General features: G+C 40.7%; 20 protein-coding genes. 19 read left to right on the forward strand and 1 reads right to left on the reverse strand.

The genetic code is table 11. The features are described from left to right. The first annotated feature begins 8 nt into the window (after positions 1–8). The 10 genes from xylB (at position 9) to C1A05_RS02855 (ending at position 11,202) form a co-directional block, all read left to right on the forward strand. A complete protein-coding gene (gene xylB, locus C1A05_RS02810; protein WP_102026648.1) occupies positions 9–1,523 on the forward strand; it encodes a xylulokinase in 1,515 nt (504 codons plus the stop codon). Between the two features lie 12 nt (positions 1,524–1,535). Beyond that, complete coding sequence (locus C1A05_RS02815) at positions 1,536–2,192, forward strand: transaldolase family protein (RefSeq protein ID WP_159461980.1); 657 nt, start codon at positions 1,536–1,538, stop codon at positions 2,190–2,192. Between the two features lie 228 nt (positions 2,193–2,420). Then, the gene (locus tag C1A05_RS02820; protein WP_102026650.1) at positions 2,421–3,923 is read left to right on the forward strand and encodes a sugar ABC transporter ATP-binding protein; all 1,503 of its coding nucleotides are present in this window, start codon (positions 2,421–2,423) and stop codon (positions 3,921–3,923) included. Between the two features lie 23 nt (positions 3,924–3,946). Then, positions 3,947–4,945 carry an ABC transporter permease gene (locus tag C1A05_RS02825; protein ID WP_102026651.1) on the forward strand — a complete coding sequence of 333 codons (999 nt, stop codon included), beginning with the start codon at positions 3,947–3,949 and terminating at the stop codon, positions 4,943–4,945. A gap of 78 nt (positions 4,946–5,023) precedes the next feature. Beyond that, entirely contained in the window at positions 5,024–6,004 is a 981-nt protein-coding gene (locus C1A05_RS02830; protein WP_102026652.1) for an ABC transporter substrate-binding protein, read from the forward strand. Positions 6,005–6,134: 130 nt separating this feature from the next. Further along, on the forward strand, positions 6,135–6,872 hold the full coding sequence (locus tag C1A05_RS02835; RefSeq protein ID WP_102026653.1) for an SDR family oxidoreductase: 738 nt from the start codon (positions 6,135–6,137) through the stop codon (positions 6,870–6,872). A 17-nt stretch (positions 6,873–6,889) separates the two neighbouring features. Then, positions 6,890–7,540: a class II aldolase/adducin family protein gene (locus C1A05_RS02840; RefSeq protein ID WP_102026654.1), complete on the forward strand. Its 651-nt coding sequence runs from the start codon at positions 6,890–6,892 to the stop codon at positions 7,538–7,540. Between the two features lie 15 nt (positions 7,541–7,555). Further along, entirely contained in the window at positions 7,556–9,022 is a 1,467-nt protein-coding gene (locus C1A05_RS02845; RefSeq protein WP_102026655.1) for a rhamnulokinase, read from the forward strand. A gap of 24 nt (positions 9,023–9,046) precedes the next feature. After that, positions 9,047–10,837, forward strand: a complete 1,791-nt coding sequence (locus C1A05_RS02850) for an L-fucose isomerase (RefSeq protein ID WP_200816462.1) — start codon at positions 9,047–9,049, stop codon at positions 10,835–10,837. Positions 10,838–11,001: 164 nt separating this feature from the next. Continuing rightward, positions 11,002–11,202, forward strand: coding sequence for a hypothetical protein (locus C1A05_RS02855; RefSeq protein ID WP_102026657.1), 201 nt, complete (start codon positions 11,002–11,004; stop codon positions 11,200–11,202). Positions 11,203–11,349: 147 nt separating this feature from the next. Here C1A05_RS02855 and C1A05_RS02860 read toward each other — a convergent pair whose 3' ends face one another. Beyond that, on the reverse strand, positions 11,350–12,363 hold the full coding sequence (locus C1A05_RS02860; protein WP_102026722.1) for a LacI family DNA-binding transcriptional regulator: 1,014 nt from the start codon (positions 12,361–12,363) through the stop codon (positions 11,350–11,352). Between the two features lie 703 nt (positions 12,364–13,066). On the opposite strand from C1A05_RS02860, the gene C1A05_RS02870 reads away from it, so the two are divergent. The 9 genes from C1A05_RS02870 to C1A05_RS02910 all read left to right on the forward strand — a co-directional run bounded on the left by C1A05_RS02870 (position 13,067) and on the right by C1A05_RS02910 (position 24,509). Next, positions 13,067–15,136: a bifunctional aldolase/short-chain dehydrogenase gene (locus C1A05_RS02870; protein WP_102026659.1), complete on the forward strand. Its 2,070-nt coding sequence runs from the start codon at positions 13,067–13,069 to the stop codon at positions 15,134–15,136. A gap of 87 nt (positions 15,137–15,223) precedes the next feature. After that, entirely contained in the window at positions 15,224–16,444 is a 1,221-nt protein-coding gene (gene rhaI / locus C1A05_RS02875; protein ID WP_102026660.1) for an L-rhamnose isomerase, read from the forward strand. Then, positions 16,441–17,913, forward strand: a complete 1,473-nt coding sequence (gene rhaB, locus C1A05_RS02880; protein ID WP_102026661.1) for a rhamnulokinase — start codon at positions 16,441–16,443, stop codon at positions 17,911–17,913. The genes rhaI and rhaB overlap by 4 nt, the downstream gene beginning before the upstream one ends. 17 nt (positions 17,914–17,930) lie before the next feature. Further along, positions 17,931–18,695 carry a DeoR/GlpR family DNA-binding transcription regulator gene (locus C1A05_RS02885; protein WP_102026662.1) on the forward strand — a complete coding sequence of 255 codons (765 nt, stop codon included), beginning with the start codon at positions 17,931–17,933 and terminating at the stop codon, positions 18,693–18,695. 304 nt (positions 18,696–18,999) lie between these two features. Beyond that, entirely contained in the window at positions 19,000–19,782 is a 783-nt protein-coding gene (locus C1A05_RS02890) for a DeoR/GlpR family DNA-binding transcription regulator (RefSeq protein ID WP_234998284.1), read from the forward strand. 521 nt (positions 19,783–20,303) lie between these two features. Continuing rightward, entirely contained in the window at positions 20,304–21,005 is a 702-nt protein-coding gene (gene rpe, locus C1A05_RS02895) for a ribulose-phosphate 3-epimerase (protein ID WP_102026664.1), read from the forward strand. Further along, a complete protein-coding gene (gene rbsK, locus C1A05_RS02900; protein WP_102026665.1) occupies positions 21,002–21,949 on the forward strand; it encodes a ribokinase in 948 nt (315 codons plus the stop codon). Before rpe ends, rbsK begins: the two co-directional genes overlap by 4 nt. 16 nt (positions 21,950–21,965) lie before the next feature. After that, a complete protein-coding gene (locus C1A05_RS02905) occupies positions 21,966–23,522 on the forward strand; it encodes a sugar ABC transporter ATP-binding protein (RefSeq protein ID WP_102026666.1) in 1,557 nt (518 codons plus the stop codon). 3 nt (positions 23,523–23,525) lie between these two features. Continuing rightward, a complete protein-coding gene (locus C1A05_RS02910; RefSeq protein ID WP_102026667.1) occupies positions 23,526–24,509 on the forward strand; it encodes an ABC transporter permease in 984 nt (327 codons plus the stop codon). The last annotated feature ends 8 nt before the right edge of the window (positions 24,510–24,517 follow it).

Here is a 24,517-nt window from a genome sequence, read left to right on the forward strand (position 1 = left end):
GTTGAGAAATGACAAAGTTTCTATTAGCCCATGATATAGGCACAACTGGAAATAAAGCGACACTTTACGATCAAGATGGCAACTTAATCGCCAAAACGTTTTTTGCTTATGCCACTTATTTTCCTAAAGTGGGGTGGGCCGAGCAAAATCCGGAAGACTGGTGGAAAGCGGTTTGTGTATCAACCAAAAAATTAATTGACCAAGCATCCATTGCCCCTGCGCAAATTGCTAGTATTTCCTTTAGTGCACAAATGCAAGGCGTTGTATCTGTTGATGAAAATGGACAACCTCTCCGTCATGCCATGATCTGGGCAGATATGCGGGCCGAGCAGCAAGCAAATCAGCTAAGTGAAACGATTGGCTTTGCGGAAATTTATAATATAACAGGCCATCGCATTAGCTCATCCTATTCGGGAGCAAAAATGGTTTGGCTGAAGGAACACCAGCCAGACATCTATAAGCAAACCTATAAACATTTACATGCAAAGGATTACTTGATTTATAAACTTACTGGAAGGTTTGGCACCGATTATTCCGATGCTAGTGGGATGAATTTGCTAGATATTCGCTCGAAGCAATGGTCATCTGCAATTTTGGAGGCGTGGGAAATCGATGAAGCAAAGCTGCCAGAGCTTTATCCTTCCTCACACGTACTTGGTGAAGTGACAAGTCAAGCCGCAAAAGAAACAGGCCTAACGCAAGGAACTCCTGTTGTAATGGGAGGAGGCGATGGAAGCTGTGCCGCCCTTGGAGCAGGGATCATTGAGGATGGTGATATTTTTAATTATATTGGTTCCTCTTCATGGATTGCCTTAAGTAGCAATAAACCGGTACTAGACCCGGAAATGAAAACATTTAATTTTATCCATCTTGATGAGACGAAGTATTTGCCTTGTGGGACTATGCAGGCGGCAGGTGCCTCCTACCAATGGGTACGAGATCAATTTTATCAAGATGCCAAGCTAGCGGAAAATCAGTCCATTTATGATTTGATGAATGAGGAAGCGGCGGGATCCATCCCTGGGGCCAATAAGCTGCTATATTTACCGTATCTTCTCGGAGAGCGTTCCCCATGGTGGAATCCACAAGCAAAGGGCGCTTTTATCGGCATAAATATTAAGCATACCCGTGGTGACCTGGCAAGAGCAGCATTGGAAGGCATTACGATGAACCTACGCGTTATATTAGAGGCCTTCCGCAATGCAGGTCAAACGGTGGAGGAGATGTGGTTGTTTGGTGGAGGAGCAAAAAGTGCCCTTTGGCGACAAATATTAGCGGATGTTTATGGGGTGCAAATCAAGGTTCCAAAGCTATTAGATGAAACGACATCCATGGGTGCGGCCATTGCTGGTGGAGTTGGGGTTGGATTGCTGAAGGACTTTACGGTTGCGAAAAGCTGGGTAGATCAACAAGCGACTCATGCTCCGAATAAGAGCAATCAAGCAATTTATGATAATATGTTTAATATTTTCAAGCGGTCCTATGAACAATTGGTTCCCATTTATAAAGAGTTACATGACTAAAGGAGGATGACAATGGAGTTTTATGTAGATACAGCAAATATAGAGGAAATTAAAAAGGCATCACGAATGAAATTTTTAGATGGTGTAACGACCAATCCAAGTATTATTGCAAAGGAAAAGCAAGAATTCAAAAGTAAAATAAGGGAAATTGCCGAGTATATTGACGGAAAAATTTGGTGTCAGGTTACTGGGAAAACAGCAGAGGAAATGTACGATCAAGCAATTGAGATGAATACGTGGGGAAGAAAAATGGTTATTAAACTACCAATGACCTTTGAAGGCTTGGCAGCTGCCAGTGAGCTTGTAAAAAAAGATGTGGAAGTGAACATGACCCTCGTCTATTCATTGGCACATGTGGTGTTGGCGGCAAAAGCGGGTGTTGCTTACATTAGTCCTTATGTTGGTCGTGCAGATGATCATAGTTTAGATGGACAACGTTTCATTAGAGAATCCTTGACTACTATTCAGAACCTAAAGGCGGAAACGAAGGTAATTGGAGCGAGTATTCGTGGACCACAAACCGTTGTGGATTTAGCCAATGCAGGTGTGGATGCGATTACGATGTCCTATTCTACCTTTGAAAAAATGTTTCAATCGCCACTTACAGATATTGGTTTGAACCAGTTTAGAAGCGATTGGGATACGTATTTGCGTACAATGGAATCGTAATAATTATCTTTAAATTAAGATTATTTCAATTTTTATGTTGATTTCCTAATTTGCATTCGTTATAATCTAAACAATAAATCAAAAATGTAAGTGCTTACAATTCTGAAAAGTTTGAGAGTGTAAAGATCCCTGTTCAAAAGCATATTTTTTTATCGTAATTTGTTATCGGTAACATAAATAACATGCAGGGATTATTTGCACCATACTTTAACAAAAGTAGGTGATGGAATGAGTACGGTTTTACTGAAAATGGAGGGCATCTCAAAGGGTTTCCCTGGTGTTCAAGCGTTATCCAACGTACAGCTAGAGCTGAAAGAAGGAGAAGTTGTTGGTCTTGTTGGGGAAAATGGTGCTGGAAAATCAACAATGATGAAAATCTTAACCGGTATTTACCAAAAGGATGCTGGGAAGGTCCTGTATCAAGGTAAGGAAATTCAGTTATCCAATACGAAAGAAGCGCAGGAGATGGGGATTAGTATTATTCATCAGGAATTAAATCTAGCCCAGGATCTCACGGTTGCTCAAAATATCTTTATTGGACGAGAGCCACGGAAAGCATTCGGGATGTTGCTTGATGAAAAGAAGCTGAATGAGGATGCGCAAAGACTTTTTGACCAGCTAAATATTAACTTAAATCCAAAAGACTATGTTGCCGACCTCTCCGTAGCAAAGCAGCAAATGGTTGAAATAGCAAAGGCATTATCCTTTAACTCAAAGGTTTTAGTAATGGATGAGCCAACCGCAGCGTTAACAGAAGCCGAAATAGATGCCTTATTCGTCATTATGGATAGGCTGAAAAAAGATGGTGTCGGTATCATTTACATATCTCACCGAATGGAAGAATTACAAAAGATAACCGATCGCATTACGGTAATGCGGGATGGAGAGTATATTGGTACCGTTAGCACAAAGGATACAACGATTGATGAAATCATTTCTATGATGGTTGGAAGACAAATCTATCAATCTTCTAAACCAGAAGTACACTCCAGCACAGAGGAACTGGTGCTAGAGGTTAAAAATCTAAATCGTGGAAAAGTGCTGAAGGATATTAACTTCCACTTGAAAAAAGGAGAAATCCTTGGCTTTGCTGGTTTAATGGGAGCTGGTCGAACGGAGGTAGCACGAGCAATCTTTGGTGCAGATTCCATCGACTCCGGTGAAATTCGGATAAACGGTAAACCAGTAAAAATCAAGTCTCCAAAAGATGCCGTTCAACACGGTATTGGGTATTTATCAGAAGACCGTAAACGCTTTGGATTAATGGTCGATATGGATGTGAAATCCAACATTGCAATCGCGACAATGGATTCCTTTTTAGGCGCGATTGGTTGGATGAAGGATAAAAAGATTAAAACTGTTTCTGAGGAAATGGTTGAAAAGCTAAAGGTTAAAACACCGAGTGTGCATCAAAATGTTCGAAACCTTTCTGGTGGGAATCAGCAAAAGGTGGTTATCGCCAAATGGTTAACTCGAGATTGTGACATTTTAATCTTTGACGAGCCTACAAGAGGGATTGATGTTGGGGCAAAGGGTGAAATTTATAAGCTGTTAAATGAGCTAGCTGCGGAAGGAAAGTCGATCATCATGATTTCATCGGAGCTACCAGAGGTACTTCGGATGAGTCATCGGGTGATGGTGATGTGTGAAGGAAGAATTACTGGTGAGCTTTCCGCTGAAAACGCTTCCCAGGAATCAATAATGACATATGCAACGCAACGAATTGGATAGACGAAATAGAGGGGGTTAAACGAATGAAACCAGAAGTAAACAATCCTGAAATCGGGGAAAAACGAAAATCACCGTTCAAATCTGGTGCATTACAACAAATTTTAGCTTTTGCGAGTTTAATTGTTTTATTACTATTTTTCTCAATCGCTTCACCGAACTTCTTTGAATGGTCCAACCTAATGAACATCTTGCTTTCCACTTCTGTCATTGGAATTCTAGCATTAGGTACAACCTTTGTCATTATTACTGGCGGGATTGACTTATCTGTTGGTACGGCGATGACATTAACTTCTGTTATGACTGGTGTATTTATTACCTTCTGGGGTGTACCAACATTGCTTGGTGTATTCTTAGGGATTTTATCAGGTGGGGTTGCTGGGCTATTAGTAGGTTCAGCCGTTGCCAAGATGAAAATTCCACCGTTTATTGCAACACTTGCGATGATGATGATAGCGAAAGGTTTAGCGCTTGTCATCTCTGGAACGAAACCAATTTACTTTACGGACTCACCAGGTTTTACAGATATTGCATTAGGCACCATGATCCCAGGAGTAGACATTCCAAATGCGGTCCTAATCTTCTTCTTAATGGCGATTGTCGGCTACATCATTTTGAACAAAACAGCTGTAGGTCGTTACACATTCGCTATTGGAAGTAATGAGGAAGCAACAAGACTTTCAGGAGTAAACGTCGATCGTTGGAAAATCATTATTTACTCGATTGCTGGTTTATTTACAGGTATTGCAGGGGTGCTAATGGCTGCTCGCCTAAATTCCGCACAGCCTGCACTTGGTATGGGGTATGAGTTAGAAGCAATTGCGGCAGTTGTAATTGGTGGAACGAGCTTAAGTGGTGGTAAAGGTACGATGGTAGGTACTGTGATTGGGGCACTAATTATGAGTGTTTTAACAAACGGTCTTCGTATTCTTTCCGTACCGCAGGAGTGGCAAACAGTTGTTGTAGGCTTTGTTGTAATTCTAGCGGTTTACGCAGACATTTTACGCCGTAGTAAAGCGAAATAAAGCGAGCTACATCATTTTCGAATGGTATTAACTCCAATAATAGGAGTCTTATACAAACAAAATAAAGGGGAGATCAATGTGAAAAAGTTCTTAATGTCATTGGTTGTATTGTTTTTCGCTTCCGTCGTACTAGCTGCATGTGGGGATGACGAAGCAGGCGGTTCCAACGAAGGAGGCGGCGATAGCGGTAAGCCGTATATCGCGATCGTATCGAAAGGATTCCAGCACCAATTCTGGCAAGCTGTTAAATCTGGTGCAGAACAAGCTGCTGAAGAATTTGACGTGGAAATTACATTTGAAGGTCCTGAAACAGAGCAGCAAGTAGATAAACAAATCGAAATGCTTCAATCGGCTCTAGATAAAAAGCCGGATGCAATCGGATTTGCTGCCCTAGATAGTCAAGCTTCTATTCCTTTACTACAGCAAGCAGATTCTGCAGGAATTCCTATCATTGCCTTTGACTCAGGGGTTGAAAGTGACATTCCATTAGCAACAGCATCTACAGATAACTATGCGGCGGCTGCATTAGCTGCTGACAAGATGGCAGAGCTAATTGGAGAAGAAGGAAAAGTTGCCTTAGTGGTGCATGACCAAACAAGTGTTACTGGTATTGATCGTCGTGATGGTTTTGTTGAGACAATTGAAGAAAAATATCCAAATATTGAAATTGTAGACATTCAGTATGGTGGTGGGGACCATCTTAAATCGACAGATGCGGCAAAAGCAATTATGCAAGCACATCCAGATTTAAAAGGTATTTATGGCTCGAACGAAGGATCTGCAATTGGTGTTGTGAACGCCGTTAAAGAAATGGGGAAAGAAGGCGAGCTTACCATCATCGGTTTTGACTCTAGTAAACCACAAATTGACGCGATTAAAGACGGCACAATGGCTGGAGCAATTACTCAGAACCCAGTTGGAATTGGGTATGAAACAGTAAAAGCTGCTGTTGCGGCAATGAATGGCGAAGAGGTTGAAGAAGTAATCGATACTGGATTCTATTGGTACGACAAAAACAATATTGAAGACGAAGAGATACAAGCAGTCATTTACGAATAAGAAGATGTTGGAGGCATATGCCTCCAACCATTCTATTGTTTTTTCTTCTTTCATTTGAATCAAGGAAAAATAATAGAATGGTGCACATGCACATTTCATAGCATGACTGTTAAAGAAAGGGGACTACAAAATGGGGCTTAATGGTCAAGTAGCTGTTGTTACCGGTGCAGGTAAAGGTGTTGGGAAAGAGACAGTAAAAGCATTTTTAAAAGAAAGCGTACATGTTATTGCTGTTACGAGAAATGGGGATGACTTAGAGCAGCTAACGGAAGAAACGAAGGAAATCCAGGAAACCAATCAAGTCAAACTGATTCCTGTTGCAGGAGATGTTTCCAAGGAGGAAACTGTGGAGAAAGTGATTGCCATTGTGAAGGAATCCTTTACCAAAGTAGATATGTTAATTAATAACGCTGGCATCGGCCGTTATGGCAAGCTCGATGATTTAACGATTGACGATTATGATGCCATGATGAATAGCAATATGCGAAGTACCTTCCTCTTTACGAAAGCGATTCTTCCTTTCATGAAGGAACAAAAGTACGGTCATATTGTAAACATTGCTTCAGTTGCTGGGAAGAAGGGGTTACCGAATGAGACGATTTATTGTGCCACGAAATTTGCTCAAGTCGGTTTTGCTCAAGCGTTGGACGCAGAGGTGCGAGAGTTTGGAATAAAAGTAAGCAGCTTATGTCCTGGGGGAATTCATACAAACTTTGCGATGGGTACTGGTAGAACACCAGAGGATCCTAGCCTAGAAAACTTCTTAGACGCTAGTGATGTGGTGGATGCCATTCTGTTTATCGTGAACCAGTCCCCTAAGAGCAGAGTGATTGAAATCTTTATGCGACCAATTTCAGAACCAATTTAAGGATAGGAGGGATACCGTTGTCACAGGTAATAGAACAGTTAAAGCAATATGCGAACAAGATAGTCGATACGGGTCTAGTCGTAGGAGCAGGTGGAAACCTCAGTATGCGAGATGGAAACATTATGTACCTGTCTCCAAGCGGTTTCGACTTAAAAGAAATAGAAGATCATCAATGGGTTCGAGTCCATATTGAGACTGGTGAAGTGTTGGATGACTTAAAACCATCCTCGGAAATTTTGATGCACCTGGAATGCTTTCGAAAAAGACCGGACATAACAGCAGTACTTCATGCTCACCCTAGCTACTCTGTAGGGGTGTCCTCAACAGGTCAAACCATTCCACCATTATTTCCAGATTATCCGGCGATGGTGAAGAGTGTTGCGTATTTAGAATATATGATTCCAACCACACACGTCCTAGCAGATGCAGTGGCAGAGGTTATTGAAGAGAACGATGTGGTCGTGATGCGCAATCATGGGGTATTAACAGTCGGGAAAACAATGAAGGAAGCCTTCTTCTTTATGCAGCTAGTCGAAGAGTCTGCCAAAGTATTCACGATTAGTCGTACAGTTGGAAATCCACGGATATTAACAGATGAAGAAGTGGAGGATTTGCGTAATCTATCATCCGAAAAGTATCGCCAAAAGCTTTTAAAGGATGCAAAATAACGGGGTGTGTGAAGCATGAAAAAAGTATGGGCCTTTGACTTAGGGGCATCGAATGGACGATTGATGTTAAGTACCTTTGATGGTGAAAAATTACATATTGAAGAAACCCATCGTTTTTCGAATCACCCAGTATTTTTAACGAACCACTTTTACTGGGATCTATTACGTATTTTTCAAGAGATGAAGGTTGGAATTGCGAAAAGTATAAAAAGTGGTCACACCGATGTAGCAAGTCTAGCGGTTGATACATGGGGAGTAGATTTTGGTCTGCTGTCCAAGAGTGGTGAGTTGCTTAGTAATCCGTATTCCTATCGTGACAATCAAACCTTTCGAGGAATGGAGCTTGTTTTAGAAAAAACAACCAAACAAGATTGGTTTCGACGCTCTGGAGTGGAGCCGTCTCCGATCAATACCATCTGCCAGCTGCTTGCTATACAAGAAAGACAGCCTGAGCTACTAGAAAAAGCCGAGTCCTTACTTTTGACACCAAATCTAGTAAGCTACTTATTTTCAGGCGTCAAGGCAAATGAGTATACGATCAGCACCACGACATCCCTATTTAACGTAGAAAAGCAAGATTGGGATAAGGAGCTAATGGAGCTTTATCCGTTACCTACGAACCTAATGGCACCAGTAGTAAAGCCAAGAACGATTCTTGGACCAACAGTAGGTGCTATTAATAAAGAATTGAATATGAATCCGGTTCAAGTGATTGCAAGTGCTGGGCATGATACAGCGTGTGCATTAGCAGCCCTACCAATCAAGCAGGAAAACGCAGCATTTATGAGCTGTGGAACATGGATTTTAGTAGGCGTACAAGTGAAGGAGCCGGTTGTTTCGGAGGAAGCGTTCGAATGGGGCTTTACCAATGAAGGCACCATGGACGGGGAATATCGACTGTTGAAAAATAGTATGGGATTATGGCTCATTCAACAATGTAAACAAATTTGGGAGCGCGAGGGTAGAGCCATTACCTATGCGGAGGAAGCGGAGCTGGTTCAAGGAGCAAAACCGTTCCAAAGCTTTATCGACCCAGACAAAAAGGAGTTTTTAAATCCAGAAAACATGCCCCAGCAAATCCAGTCCTATTGTGACCGTACTGGCCAAACGATTCCAGAAACAAAAGGGGCCATACTCCGAACGATTTTGGAAAGCTTAGCCTTGAAATATCGTTGGGTGATGGAGCGATTAGAGCATTTAACCAATAAGCCAATTGAAGTAATCAACATGGGCGGTGGGGGCATCCAAAATGAATGGTTATGCCAATTCACTGCGAATGCTACACAGCGGACAGTAGTAGCCGGCCCGATTGAAGTGAGCTCGATTGGAAATGCAATTGGACAGTTCATGGCTTTAGGAGAAATAAAAGATTTACAAGAGGCAAGACAAATTGTGGAGCATTCCTTTACTACGAAAATTTACGAGCCACAAAGCCAATCCGAATGGGAAGCGGCTTATGAACGGTTCGTGAAATACATTTAAAACATGATACTATAGGAGGAATAAATGATGACAAAAGAAAACAGATATTATAGCGAGTATCCGAAAATAGGTATCCGCCCTGCAATTGATGGAAGAAGAAGAGGGGTACGGGAATCCTTAGAGGAAACAACAATGGGACTTGCAAAATTAACTGCAGAATTTTTAACGAAAAACTTACGTTATAACAATGGCGAACCTGTGGAATGCGTCATTGCGGATACAACAATTGGTGGTGTGGCAGAAGCTGCAAAAGCTGCAGAAAAGTTTAAACGAGAAGGCGTTGGCGTATCGATTACAGTAACTCCTTGCTGGTGCTATGGATCTGAAACGATGGATATGGATCCTACAACACCAAAAGCAGTATGGGGATTCAACGGTACAGACCGTCCTGGAGCAGTATACTTAGCAGCTGTACTTGCGGCGCATAACCAAAAAGGAATTCCTGCCTTTGGCATTTACGGAGAAGATGTTCAAGATTTAGACGATTTAACCATTCCAAGCGATGTTCAAGAAAAGCTATTACGCTTTGCTAAGGCTGGTATTGCTGCCGCAACGATGAAGGATAAATCCTATTTAGCAATGGGGAACATTTCAATGGGGATCGTCGGAAGCTTATCGGATGTGGATTTCTTCCAAGAATATTTAGGCATGCGTAACGAATTTGTCGATATGACGGAATTTGTTCGCCGAATGAATGAAGAAATTTACGATAAAGAAGAATTCGAAAAAGCATTAAAATGGGTAAAGGAAAACTGTAAAGAAGGATCAGATAACAACCCTGAAGGCTTTGTTCGTACAAGAGAACAAAAGGATCAAGACTGGGAAACAAGTGTAAAAATGACCTTAATTGCTCGTGATCTAATGGTGGGCAATCCGAAGCTTGCAGAAATGGGCTATGAAGAGGAAGCTGGTGGTCGCAATGCAATCGTTGGCGGATTCCAAGGTCAACGTCAATGGACGGACCACTTCCCGAACGGAGACTTTATGGAAACGATTTTAAATAGCTCCTTTGACTGGAACGGCATTCGTGCACCATACATTGTCGCAACAGAAAACGATACACTGAACGGTGTCTCCATGTTATTTGGACATTTGCTTACAAACACTGCTCAAGTATTCGCAGATGTTCGTACATTCTGGAGCCCGAATGCGGTGAAGCGCGTAACAGGACATACGTTAACAGGTAAAGCAGAGCACGGCATCATCCATCTATTAAACTCTGGTGCAGCTGCACTAGACGGAACTGGGGAGCAAACGAAGGATGGCAAGCCAGTAATGAAACCATTCTGGGAAATAACAGAAGAAGAAGTAGGAAAGATGCTAGATTCAACCCTATTCCGACCAGCTTCTACTGAGTACTTCCGTGGAGGCGGCTGGTCTACGGATATGCTCACAAAAGGAGATATGCCTGTTACCATAGCACGACTAAATCTAGTAAAAGGTCTAGGGCCAGTTTTACAAATCGCAGAAGGCTATACAGTAGAAATTCCTGAAGAAGTACATGACAAATTAGACCAACGCACAGACCCAACTTGGCCAACGACATGGTTTGCACCACGTGTTACAGGAGAAGGTGTATTTAAAGATACGTACTCAGTAATGAACGCTTGGGGCTCCAACCACTGCTCCATGAGCTACGGCCACATCGGTGCGGATTTGATTACCCTTGCATCCATTTTACGTATTCCAGTAAACATGCATAACGTTCCAGAAGATAAAATCTTCCGTCCAAGTGCATGGGATATGTTTGGTACCGCTGATTTGGAAAGCGCAGACTACCGCGCATGCCAAACGTTTGGACCTTTGTATAAATAAATGAAGAAACTTTAAAACTGCACCCCAATTGTCAAACAGTTGGGGTGCAATTTTTTTGATGTTAAGTTACATATAGTTAAATGGAGAAAAGCAAGGCCCGAGGGCGCACGTTGAAACTTTTTTGGCTTACCAAACGTAGAAAATAAAAAAAGGAGGAGATAGATATGGCAGAAAAACAATTCTGTAAAGCATGTGGTAGCGCGTCCTTTGTTCAAGGAGAAATCGGTCATGGCTACGCCAATGTTCGTCCAGTTGGGAAAGTATTTACAAACGGCATTCCATTACTACTTGAGATTTGTACGCAATGCGGAGAAGTTGCTTCCTTTAAAGTCAAAGACATAAACAAGCTAGAAAAGTTCAAATAAAAAAGGCTTCTTAAAGCGAACGGTTTGTTTTAAGAAGCTCTCTCAAGAATTAAGTTTTTACGTGGTATGTCGCCATCTCAAGAATTAAGTTTTTACGTGGTATGTCGCCATCTCAAGAATTAAGTTTTTACACAGAATATCGCCATCTCATGGATTAAGCCTTTTCGTTGAATGACGAATAATCATTTCTGGAGTATAAACAATGGTATTCGGTTTCGATGTTTTGCTGCCCTCAATTCGATCAATAAGAATTTCCATCCCCACATAACCATATTCATAAGGCTGCTGCCGAACTACGGTTAAAATGGAATCGGGCATTGGAATCGGTTGCGGGTCATCAAAACAAACGACCGATACATCCTCAGGCACCTTAATTCCAAACTCGTTGAGGCTGTTTAATAAATCGACCGCTAAAAAGTTGTTGTTGCTGAAAAAAGCTGTCGGTCGCTCTTCAGCAGGTAAGGCTAACAGCTGGGCGATATAGGCAGACGTACGTCTTTTCGTTAAATCCGTCCGGAATATCCACCGTTCATCGCTAGGCAACCCTTTTTCCTTAATAAAATTATTGTAGCCCTCGTCACGTTCTCGCGTTGTCGACACAACCGATGGACCAGTTACCAAACCAATTCGAGTATGACCTAATTCATAAAGGTGATTCATAAGCATTTTCGTTCCATTAATATTATCCCCAACAACCATATCAAGCTCCAAATCTAACCTTCTATCTACTAATACGACGGGAATATGATGTTTGGATAATAGATTGATATTTTGAACCGAACTATCTCCTGACGGGGTAAATAACATACCATCAATTCCCCTTGAAATGGCGGAGCGAATATAGGAAGACTCTTTATCAAAGCTTTCATCGGAATTGCTAAATACGAGCTGGTATCCTCTTTCGTGCGCTTTATCCTCTGCCCCTCTTGCAACACTCGTGTAAAAGGGATTCGCCACATCGGTAATCAGCAAGGATAACAGCTTCGAATCTTTCGATGTTAACGTTTGTGCCGATCGATTTGGAATATAGTCCAATTCTTCAATCGCTTTTAAAACCTTTTGCCTCGTTGCCTCTTTTATATTTGTTGCATTATTAATCACTCTAGAAACCGTCATTGCAGAAACATTCGCCCGTTTCGCAACGTCATAAATAGTTGCCAAATCCACTCGTCCTCTCCGTAACAATTCTAGGTAAATTGTATCACATATTTCATTCAAATCTTCGATGAAAAAGTATAGTAATATATGTTACTTCTATTTTATGTTATCGGTAACAATAAGTCCACTCAAATACGCTCGCTGTTTGGGTTTTTGGAGAAAACTTTATGTGATGGATTGGAGTTGTTGAATCATATGCTTTAAAGGGATGAATTTTGGTTTGAATTGTTGAATTATATGCTTTAGTTGAGGGAATCTCAAGGTTAGTTGTTGAATTAATTGCCTTAGTTGAGGAAATATTTATCCGAATTGTAGAATTCTCGCTCTGAGTTGAAGGAATATCCATCCCAATTGTGGAATTCCCGCCCCGTGTTGAGGAATTCACCAATCCAATTGAATTAACCCCACGCATTGAGGAATAAACGCTCCTAATTGAATGAATATCAGCACATATTGTTGAATTCTCAAGCGATCTTGGAGGAATATCACCTCAAGTTGTGGAATTATCTCCATAATTACTCGAATCCGCCGCACCCGCACTCGAATCCACTACGCCCACCCTCGAATCCGCCCCCACACCCTCCACCCACAAAAACCAAACACAAACAACAAAACAAAAATACAAAAACAAAAATAAAATAAAAGTATTCAAAAATAAACAAAACTGTGTTATCATGAAAACACAGAAGAAAAGGGAGGAATTTATGTGGTTCAAAATCGATGGAATGAAAATGACGCAAAGAATCTTGAAAGCGGTTTATCGGAATTAGTATACAGATCTAATCTCTTAGGTTCTGATCGTGCAGTTGCAAACTATGGTGGAGGAAATACGTCGACGAAAACGGTTATCAAAGATTTCAAAGGTGACGATGTTGAGGTAATGTGGGTGAAAGGAAGTGGTTCTGACCTTGCGACGATGAAGGCAGAAAACTTTACTGGCTTACGATTGGAAGATATTCGCCCTTTACTAGAAAGAGACGAAATGTCAGATGAAGAAATGGTGGAATACTTATCTCACACCATGATTGATTCGAAGCACCCTCGTTCTTCAATTGAAACGTTATTACACGCATTTTTACCATTCAAACATGTAGACCATACACATCCAGATGCAATTATTAGCATTGCATGTGCTGATAACGGTAAAGAAATTGCTGAAGAAATTTTTGGGGATCGTTTTGTTTGGGTTCCTTACATTCGTCCAGGATTTACATTGTCGAAAATGATTGCGGAAGGTGTTCAAAACCACCCAAATCCAGAACTTGTCATTATGGAAAAGCATGGTCTAGTTACTTGGGGGGAAACGTCTGAGGAAAGCTATCATAATACGATTTCCATTATTAATGAAGCAGAAGCATACATCGAAGAAAAAGCAAAAAGCGCTAAAGCCTTTGGTGGAGCAAAATATACGGCTTTATCAGCGGAAGAGCGTAAAGAGATTTTTGCAAAGGTACTACCAATTGTACGTGGTCAAGTAAGTCAGAATAAGAGAATGCTCACGACTTATGATGAGAGTGAAGCCGTGTTGGAATTTGTCAATAGTGTGGATGCGGAAGAGCTTGCTCAAGTTGGTGCCGCTTGCCCAGACCACTTAGTGCATACGAAGCGTGTTCCACTATTCATTAACTGGGACCCAAGCACAAAAGACGTAGATAGCCTTATAGAAGCAATTAAATCCGGGGTTCAAGATTATGAAAAAGAATACGAAGCATACTTCAATCGCAACAAATCGGAAGGCGACGAAATGAGTGAGCCTGCACCTCGTGTTATTTTAATTCCTGGTGTTGGGATGATTAATACAGGTAAGACTTGGTTCGCAGCAAAAATCAGTGAAGGCTTGTATCATCGTGCAATTTCTGTAATGAGAGGTTCTACGGCTCTAGGAAACTTTGTATCTCTTAATGAAGCAGAATCCTTTGCAGTAGAATATTGGCCACTTGAGCTTTACAAATTAAGCCTTGCACCAGCGGAAGCAGACTTCTCTCGTCAGGTTGCATTCGTAACTGGTGGTGCTGGCGGTATTGGTACAGCTACTGTTTATCGTCTTGTATCACAAGGTGCACACGTTGCCATTGCCGATATTAACTTAGAAGGCGCTCAAAAACTAGCAGAAGAAGTAAACGCAAAGTATGGTGAAAATCGTACCATTGCAGTAAAAGTAGACGTGACAAAAGAAGAAGCGGTTCAAGAAGCGATAAAAGAAACGGTATTAACGTATGGTGGTATCGATATTCTCGTGAATAACGCAGGTCTAGCAAGCTCTAGCCCATTTGAAGAAACAACAATGGATGCATGGAACTTAAACATCAACGTTCTAGTAACTGGTTATTTCCTAGTAGCTCGTGAGGCATTCAAGCTTATGAAGGAGCAAGAAATTGGCGGAAACATGGTGTTCGTTGGTTCGAAAAACTCTATCTATGCTGGGAAGAATGCAGCGGCATACTCCACTGCGAAAGCAGCAGAAACACACCTTGCACGTACAATCGCAGCAGATGGTGGACAATACGGAATCCGCGTAAACTCTGTATTGCCGGATGCAGTAATTCGTGGCTCTAAAATTTGGGATTCTAGCTGGAAGAAGGAAAGAGCTTCTTCTTACGGAATTGGAACAGATGATTTAGAAGCGCATTACCGTAAACGTACGATTTTAAATGTAAACATTTTACCAGAGGACATTGCGGAATCCATTGCGTTCTTAGCATCCTCTCGATCTGCAAAAACAACTGGATGTATGGTTACCGTTGACGGTGGGGTAGCAGCAGCGTTTACACGATAAGAGTTCTTATTCGGAAGCCCCGTTTTTCGGGGTTTCTTTATAAACAATACTCGTGTTTTAAAAAATATGAATCGGGCGGTGAATAAAATGACAGATCAACGTTACGTATTATTTGAACAAGACCAACAAGCACGTGGCATTAACCTAGAAGAAGTAAAGGCAAAATTAAAAGCATTAAAGGTAGAAACGCCATCATGGGGTTACGGAGATTCAGGAACACGCTTTAAAGTATTCCAACAAGAAGGAGTACCTCGTGATCCGTTCGAAAAACTAGAGGATGCAGCACAAGTACAAAAATATACTGGGGTTAGTCCAAGCGTAGCAATCCATATTCCGTGGGATAAAGTAGACGATTACGGGAAATTAAAGCAGCATGCAGAAGGCTTAGGCGTAAAACTAGGGGCAGTGAATCCAAACCTTTTCCAAGAAGATGACTACAAATTTGGAAGCGTTACAAATTCAGATCCAGCTGTTCGACGTAAAGCAACCGAACATTTAATTGAGTGTGTAAACATTGCAAAGGAAATCGGTTCAAAGGATTTAAGCCTTTGGTTTGCAGATGGTACGAACTATCCAGGCCAAGCAGATTTCCGCAAAAGAAAACGTTGGATGTATGAGTGTCTTCAAGAAATGTACGATGCATTAGATGACAATCAACGTATGCTAATTGAATACAAGTTCTTTGAGCCTGCCTTTTATCACACGGACTTAGCGGATTGGGGTATGTCCTTTAATATGGCACAAAAGCTTGGTCCAAAAGCAGAAGTGCTCGTTGATACAGGGCATCATCCACAAGGAACGAACATTGAACACATTGTAGCTTATCTATTAGATGAGAAACGCCTTGGTGGCTTTCACTTTAATAGTAGAAAATACGCAGATGATGACTTATTTGCTGGAGCATTAAATCCGTATGAGCTATTCTTAACATTCTTCCAAATCGTCTCTGCTCTTAACGATGAGGATGCAGGCGTACGTCAAAATGCAGAAAACATTGCGTACATGCTAGACCAATGTCATAATTTAGAACCAAAAATTCCAGCAATGATTCGCTCAATTACAAACGTACAAACGATGTATGCGAAAGCATTATTAATCAACTTAGATGAAGTTCAAAAAGCACAAGAAAAGCAAGACGTATTAGCTGCAGAGCATGCAGTACGTCAAGCATTTGAAATAGATGTAACACCACTACTTCATGTAGTTCGAGAAGAAATGGGCGTTCCACGTGATCCAATGGCGGCGTTTTTAAAGAGTGGTTATCAAGACAAGATCTTAGCTCGTGGAAAAGGTGGGGCGAGCTGGTGACCGTATTAGCTTTTGATCTAGGAGCAAGTAGCGGTAGAGCGGTTATTGGACAGCTAGAAAACGACCATTTAACGATCAAGGAAATTCACCGATTCAAAAATCAACCAGTGCAGGTGGGAAACCACATGCACTGGGATATTCTCCGATTATTTTATGAAATCAAGCAAGGAATTTTAAAAGCTCACAATGCTGGTTATGAAATCGAAAGCATAGCAATTGATTCATGGGCAGTGGATTTTGGATTGCTTGATAAAAATGGCGAGCTATTAGCGAACCCATATCATTACCGAGATCGTCACACTGAAAACATGATGGATGAAGTGTTTGCGAAAGTGAGTAAGGAAGAAATTTTTGCGAAAACAGGCATCCAGTTTATGGACATCAATACGATTTATCATTTATATGCGATGAAGAAGGCTGGAAGTGTGGCGTTAGAGCAAGCAGACACCTTTCTAATGATTCCAGATTTACTTCGTTACTTTTTAACAGGGAAGAAAACGAGTGAATTTACGAATGCGACTACAACGCAAGTGTTTAATACAAAAACGAAAACATGGGATGAAGAGATTCTAAATGCCTTAGGAATCCCTAGCCACATCTTTAACGAACCAGTAAAACCAGGTACAATAATAGGAGACTTGCTGCCATCCATTTGTGATGAGATTGGACTTGAAAAACCAATTCCCGTAATGGCAGTTGGGGATCATGATACGGCCTCTGCTGTAGCAGCCGTTCCAAATACAGAAAACCAACACTTTGCGTACCTTAGCTGTGGAACGTGGTCTCTCTTAGGAACAGAAGTTGAGGATGCCATCATTAATGAAAAAGCGTTACAATGGAATATGACGAATGAAGGTGGCGTTGGCGATACGTATCGTCTATTGAAAAATATAATGGGCTTATGGTTATTACAGGAGAGTAACCGTATTTGGGAAATGGAAGGCGAGGCATTAAGCTTTGAAGAACAACGAGCGCTTATTGAATCCGCAAAGCCTTTTCAAGCATTTGTAGATCCAGACCATCCAATGTTTATTAAACCAGCCCATATGCCAAAGCAAATTCAAGCGTACTGCAGACAAACAAACCAATTTGTTCCTGAAACAAAAGGGGAAATTTTGCGTTGTATTTTAGAGAGCCTTGCAATGAAATATCGCTATGTTTTAGAGAAGTTAGAACAATTAGTTGGTAGTTCTTTTTCTCGTTTGCACATGGTCGGTGGTGGTATCCAAAATAGTCTACTATGCCAATTTACTGCCGATGCGATTAAGCGACCTGTATATGCAGGGCCAATTGAAGCAAGCTCCATCGGAAACATCCTAATCCAATATCAAGGATTAGGAAAAATTGATAATGTAACAGAAGCAAGAGAGATTGTGAAGCAATCCTTCCCGATTCAAAAATACGAGCAACAAAATAGTGGAGAATGGGAAGAGGCGTATATCACCTTTCGTCAGTTGATTGGTGATTAGAAAGTGGGGAGTTAGGCATGCTGGTTGCTGAGCGACACCAGAAAATCGTTGAAATCGTAAATGAAAGAAAAAGCATACGTGTTTCCGAATTAAGTAAGCTATTCTCGGTCACCGAGGAAACCATTAGGCGCGACTTAGAGAAGCTCGAGTCTGAAAACAAGCTAGCACGAAGTCATGGTGGAGCGGTTCGGATTGATACGAAGCAGGATTCACCGGAGATTCCTTTTGGCGAAAGAGAAGCAAGAAACGTAAAAGAGAAGCGTGCCATCGCAACAGAAGCGGTAAAGCATGTCCGTGTAGGGGATAAAATCATCCTTGATGCTAGCACAACGGCATGGTATATGGCCAAAATATTACCGAATATGCAAATAACAGTATTAACGAACTCGGTAAAGGTTGCACTAGAATTAAGCGGAAAACCTGATATCACCGTCATCTCTACAGGTGGGATTTTATCCGCAAGATCGTATTCTTATGTGGGACCTTTAGCAGAGGATTCTTTAAAAACCTACCATGTACAAAAAGCTTTTATTTCGTGCAAAGGCTTTGACTTTGATTATGGAATTAGCGAATCCAATGAGGAGCAAGCACGAATCAAGAAAAAGATGTGTGACATTGCGGATAAAGTATATGTCATGATTGATTATGAAAAGTTCGGTGTACGAGCCTTTTCTCATATTAATTCAGTAGAGAAAGTAGATTGTGTCATCACCGATAACGCAGTCACAGATGAGCTGTTAGCTAAATTGCAGGATGTATCTGTTGAAGCCATACGAGTTTAAGAGAAGCATCACAAATGATAACCACATTATCATTTGTGATGCTTTTTTATGTTAGTATAATATTGTATGAGAAGACAAAATAATGTTTGGTATTGTTTCCAATGATAATATTCGATATGATAATGGTACATATGGAATGAAAACGCTTCAAACGGATTTGGACTTCCAAAAGACTACTTAAAACAAACAAAAAGTAAAGATAAAACAACAACAAAATAACAAATAATGTGGTATTACCCACACGTATAATTGGGGATATGCAGATGAATGTTGAAATTGGTTATCGGAAATGGGGAAGAACAAAATGAGTAAGGAATCGGGCCTCTTTTTAAATGATCGACAACGTAAAATCATTGATTTAGTTGAGAAAAACGGAAATGTTCGGGTTGCGGATTTAAGTAAAAGCTTTCGTGTTAGTGAAGAGACAATACGAAGAGACCTAGAAAAATTAGAAGCGGAAAGCTTTTTAAATCGTATTCATGGTGGAGCCGTTAAAATTCCACATAAAGAAGGTATGGAGATTCCAGTTTTAAAAAGACAAGCAACGAATATACAGGAAAAACAAATCATTGCGGAAAAGGCAGCGTCCTTTGTAGAAGATGGCGATATTATTGCAATTGATGCAAGTACAACAGGCTTGCAAATGGCGAAATTTTTAAAGGGAAAGAGCTTAACGATTATTACAAATTCCATCCCAGTGGCATTGGAGCTTGTCAATGAACCGGATATTCAAATTATTTTAATTGGTGGATATGTAATGGAGGAATCCATGTCGTTGGTTGGCAACTTTGCCGAACGAGTCATCTCTGATTATCACGTCGATAAATTCTTCTTCTCCTGTATGGGAGTAGACTTAACAAGAGGTATTAGTGAAATCCACGAAGCGCAGGCATTAGTAAAAAAACAGCTGTTAGGCATATCAGAAAGTCACTATTTACTTGCGGACCATAGTAAATTTGGTGAAAAATCATTAATTCGACTATGCGATCTAAAAGACATTCAATATTTAATTACCGACAATAAAGTATCCATTGAGAAACTAAATGAGTTGAAAAAACGTGGAATAAAGGCAGTTGTAGGAGATTAAATATAGAAGACACCTTTGCAAGAGGCAAAGGTGTCTTTTCTTATGCAGCTTTAGCGTATCTATCCATTAGATAGACATCCTTCTAAAGATATATCCTCATCTACTCCATAAACACAACACAAATCCCAAAGAAAACAACATAATGAAAATGTTGAAAGCATAAAATGAACAAAAAATAGGATAAACGGATTTCCAGCATATTCAAAACGCAGCTTTTATTTACTAGAATTTGGGAACAAAAGCTGTTAATTTGCGTTCATTTACGGTTTCTAGCTATTTCGACACAAAAACAACAAATTTTTGTTGAAAAACACAGATTATGTGTTAAACTATGAATTAAGAAAAGTTTTCAAATTTTTTTGAACGTCAATGATAACGATTTCAACTTGTTGAATTTTAAGAAAACTCTCGTAATCTAGAAAGCTTTTGTTTTGCAAATGAAAGAAAACTATATTTTTTTAAGTTATAAGAAAGCGGTACCAAAATTGTGTTTGTTTTGAAAAGTAAGGAGAGGTTATGCTATGGCAAAAATCGGGCCATCACTAATGTGTGCTGACATGGGGAATTTGGAGGATGCTGTAAAGCGATTGGATCAGGCTGGTGTTGATTTTTTTCATTTTGACATCATGGATGGTAGTTTCGTTCCAAACTTTACAATGGGGCCAGATATGGTAAAAGCATTAAGACCTCATACGAATAAGGTCTTTGATGTGCACTTAATGGTTAAAGAACCAGAACGATATATTGATTTATTTGTAGATGCAGGAGCAGATATGATTAGTGTTCATGCAGAAGCAACTACACATTTACAACGCACGCTGCAAACGATTCGAGCTCGCGGCATAAAGGCAGGAGTTGCTTTGAATCCAGCAACACCACTAAGCTATTTAGATTATGTGTGGGATGTTGTGGATTATGTTGTACTCATGACTGTAAATCCAGGGTTTGCCGGACAAAAATTCATCCCGCTAACCTATAACAAAATTGCAGAGTTGCATCGCATCATTCGCGAAAAACAATTAAATATCGAGATACAAGTAGATGGCAACATAAGCTATGAAACCATTCCGAATGTTTTAGAAAAGGGTGCAGAAATGCTTGTGTGTGGGACGTCTTCTTTATTTAAAAAGGACCGTAGCTTAGAACAAGCAATGGAAGAGCTGCATGCATTTTTGGAAGCGTTACCTTCCAGTAGATTAGTAGAAGCGGGTGATACGAAATGAGCATCACAGTCGTTGGAAGTATAAATATGGACGTTGTTGCTTTAACCGATAACTACCCGGAGCGTGGCCAAACCATTTTTGGTAAAAAGGTAGAGTATTTATCAGGAGGCAAGGGTGCTAACCAGGCTACAGCTGTTGCGAAGCTAGGCAGAGAGGTTCGTTTAATTGGTTCTGTCGGGAAAGATATTTATGGGGATCAATTGATTGCGAGTTTACAAGATGTGAAGGTTGATACACGTTTTGTGAAGCAGTCAACGGATTTTGCTACTGGCACAGCCATTATCACAATTGACCAGACAGCAGAAAATACGATGCTCGTTCTAAAGGGTGCAAATGATGACTTAACTCCAGCTGATGTGGAGAAAGCCTTTGAGCATATGTCGGATAGTAAAGTGCTTTTAGTACAAATGGAAGTGCCACAGGATACGGTCATCCGAGCAATGCAACTCGCAAAGCAAAAAGGAATGTACGTCATCTTAGACCCAGCACCTGCTGAGGGGATTACGGTAAAGGCATTGGATTATGCGGATGTCATCACACCAAACCGACAAGAGACCTATCATTTACTCGGTATTGATGTGCAGGATGTAGAAAGCGCTTTAGAAGCAGCAAAGGGCTTTGAAAAAATGGGTGTACGCAACTCCATTATAAAAATGGGTTCGAAAGGCTCGGTTGTATATCAAGAAGGTAAATGGGAATATGTTGCGTCTATCCCAGTAGAAGCAGTAGATACAGTTGGGGCAGGGGATTCCTTTGCTGGTGCGCTTGCTTGTGGCATTACCGATGGCTTTGACCTGGTGCAAGCAGCAAAATTTGCAACAGCAGTTGGAGCATTAAAGGTAACGAAGCTTGGTGCTCAAGCTGGAATTCCAACACTGGAAGAAGTGAATAGGTTTTGTGAAGAGCGTAAGTTAGCTCAATACGCGTTAGAAAAAATGGCGTGATCGAGGAGGGTCCAAAATGAGTGAATCGATTTTACAAATGACAAACATAAGTAAAACCTTTCCTGGTGTTAAAGCGTTAGACGATGTACAGCTCGATATAAGAAAAGGGGAAGTACATGCGCTAATTGGGGAAAACGGAGCAGGAAAATCAACATTAATTAAAATACTTGCTGGTGTTTATACTCCAGACCCAGGTGCGAAGTTTTTCTTTGAGGGTAAGGAAGCGGAAATTAAGAAACCGTTAGACGCAACGATGAAAGGGATTTCAATCATCTATCAGGATTTAAGCTTATTCCCGAATTTAACAGTTGCAGAAAATATCTACATTGGTCGAGATAGTGACAAAAAAGCTTGGACGAAAGTGAAATGGAAAGAAATTAAAAAAATAGCAGTAAAAGCATTACAAGACATGGAAGTGGACATTGATCCGAACGTTCCAGTTGAGCAATTAAGTATCGCACAACAACAGCTTGTAGAAATAGCACGTGCCATTGCATTCGATGCAAAATTAATCGTAATGGACGAGCCTACATCCTCTCTATCAGAAGGAGAAGTAGAAAAGCTTTATAAAATCATTGAAAAACTAAAAAGTCGCGGTATCTCTGTTATTTTTATCAGTCACAAGCTGAAGGAACTATTTAAAGTTTCCGATCGCTTTACGGTACTACGAGATGGGAAATATATTGGGACCTATGAAGCAGCGGATATGGATGAGCCTAAGCTAATCCAACTAATGGTTGGTCGTAACGTAACCTATGAGAAAAACGAATCCACAGTTCAGGTTGGCGAAACCATTTTTAAAGTAGACAGCCTATCGAAAAAAGGAAACTTCGCTGACATTTCTTTAGAAGTGAAAAAAGGCGAGGTGCTTGGTATTACAGGTCTTGTTGGTTCCGGTCGTACCGAGCTCGCTCAAGCGATTTTCGGTGTGAACAATCCAGATGAAGGCTCTCTAGAATTAAACGGCGAAAAAATCACGGTGAACTCTGCTAGTGATGCCGTGAAAAAAGGTATTGCCTACATTCCAGAAGCAAGACAAACACAAGGACTCGTTTTAGAGCAATCGGTAATCAACAACATGTCCTTACCTGTTTTGAAGAAGCTACGCAATAAACTAAAGCTAATAGATAGCAAGCTGGAAGTAAGTCTAGCAGAGCAATATGTGAAATCACTAGATATTCGCCCAGCATTACCAAAACTACCAGCTTCCAATCTATCAGGTGGTAACCAGCAAAAGATTGTCATTGGGAAATGGTTGGCAACACAGCCAAAGGTAATCATTTTTGATGAACCTACAAACGGGATTGATATTGGTGCGAAAACAGAGATTCACAAGCTTATTCGTAGACTAGCAAACGATGGAATTGGTGTGATAGTTATTTCATCGGAGCTACCAGAAATTTTAGCCGTTAGTGACCGTATTCTCGTAATGCGTCATGGAAGAATTTCCGGAGAGCTAAGTGTTCAAGAAGCGACACAAGAAAAGATTATGAGCTTTGCACTACAAGGCCAAGGCAGTGCGAAGACTCCAGTTGTGAACACAGAGTCTGGCCAAGTCAGTCAGGAGGTATAGGCCATGAAATCACTAATTAAACAAAAGGAATTTAGTATATTTGCGATTATCGTTCTATTATGTATTGTTCTATCCTTTGTAAGTCCGGTGTTTCTAACCGTTGGAAACTTCCTAGATATAATGGAAGGGAACGTTGTAATGGCGATTCTAGCAATTGGTATGACGCTGATCATCATTACAAGTGACATCGATGTATCGGTTGCTGCGGTTACAACTGCGGTGGCGGTTACAATTGGTAGCCTGTTTGGACATTTACCGAACAGCTGGGTTTCTGTATTGCTTATTTTCTTAATCGCACCACTTGTTGGATTAATTATTGGTTGTGTAAATGGTTTACTTGTATCGAGAATTAAGATTCCAGCCATCGTAGTAACACTTGGTACACTTAACATCATTAATGGACTTGTTCTTTACTTTACAAATGGACAATATTTAAACAGCTCGAATTTACCAGCAGCATTTATTTCCTTTGCAAACTACGAACTGCTAGGTATTCCGATCTTAATTTATTTACTAACAGTAGTAGCAGTATTAACTTGGTATATTTTAAAGCACACACTAATTGGTCGATCTGTATTAGCAATCGGTGGTAAGTCTCAGTCGGCTGTACGTGTAGGTATTGATGAAAAGAAAATTAAAATGTTCGTATTCGCATACATGGGCTTTCTTGCTGGTGTTGCTGCAATCGCTCAAACGGCTTATACAAAGGCGGTTGACCCGAATGGGATGTTAGGACTGGAAATGATGGTTATCGCAGCTGTTGTGTTAGGTGGAACGAACATTCAAGGTGGTCGAGGTACGATTCAAGGAACGTTACTTGGGGTGCTTTTACTAGCCATCATTGAAAACGGAATGATCTTGGCACATATTGATACATTCTGGCAAAAGGTTGTAACTGGTGCGATTATCGTATTCGCTATTTCCTACGACCGCATTAGCTATAAGCGTCAACAAGCAAAATTAACGAAAATAGAAGTGGAAGCATAGGGGGGAAA

It is taken from the genome of Salirhabdus sp. Marseille-P4669, assembly GCF_900240405.1.
Classification (GTDB): Bacteria; Bacillota; Bacilli; order Bacillales; family Alkalibacillaceae; genus OEQK01.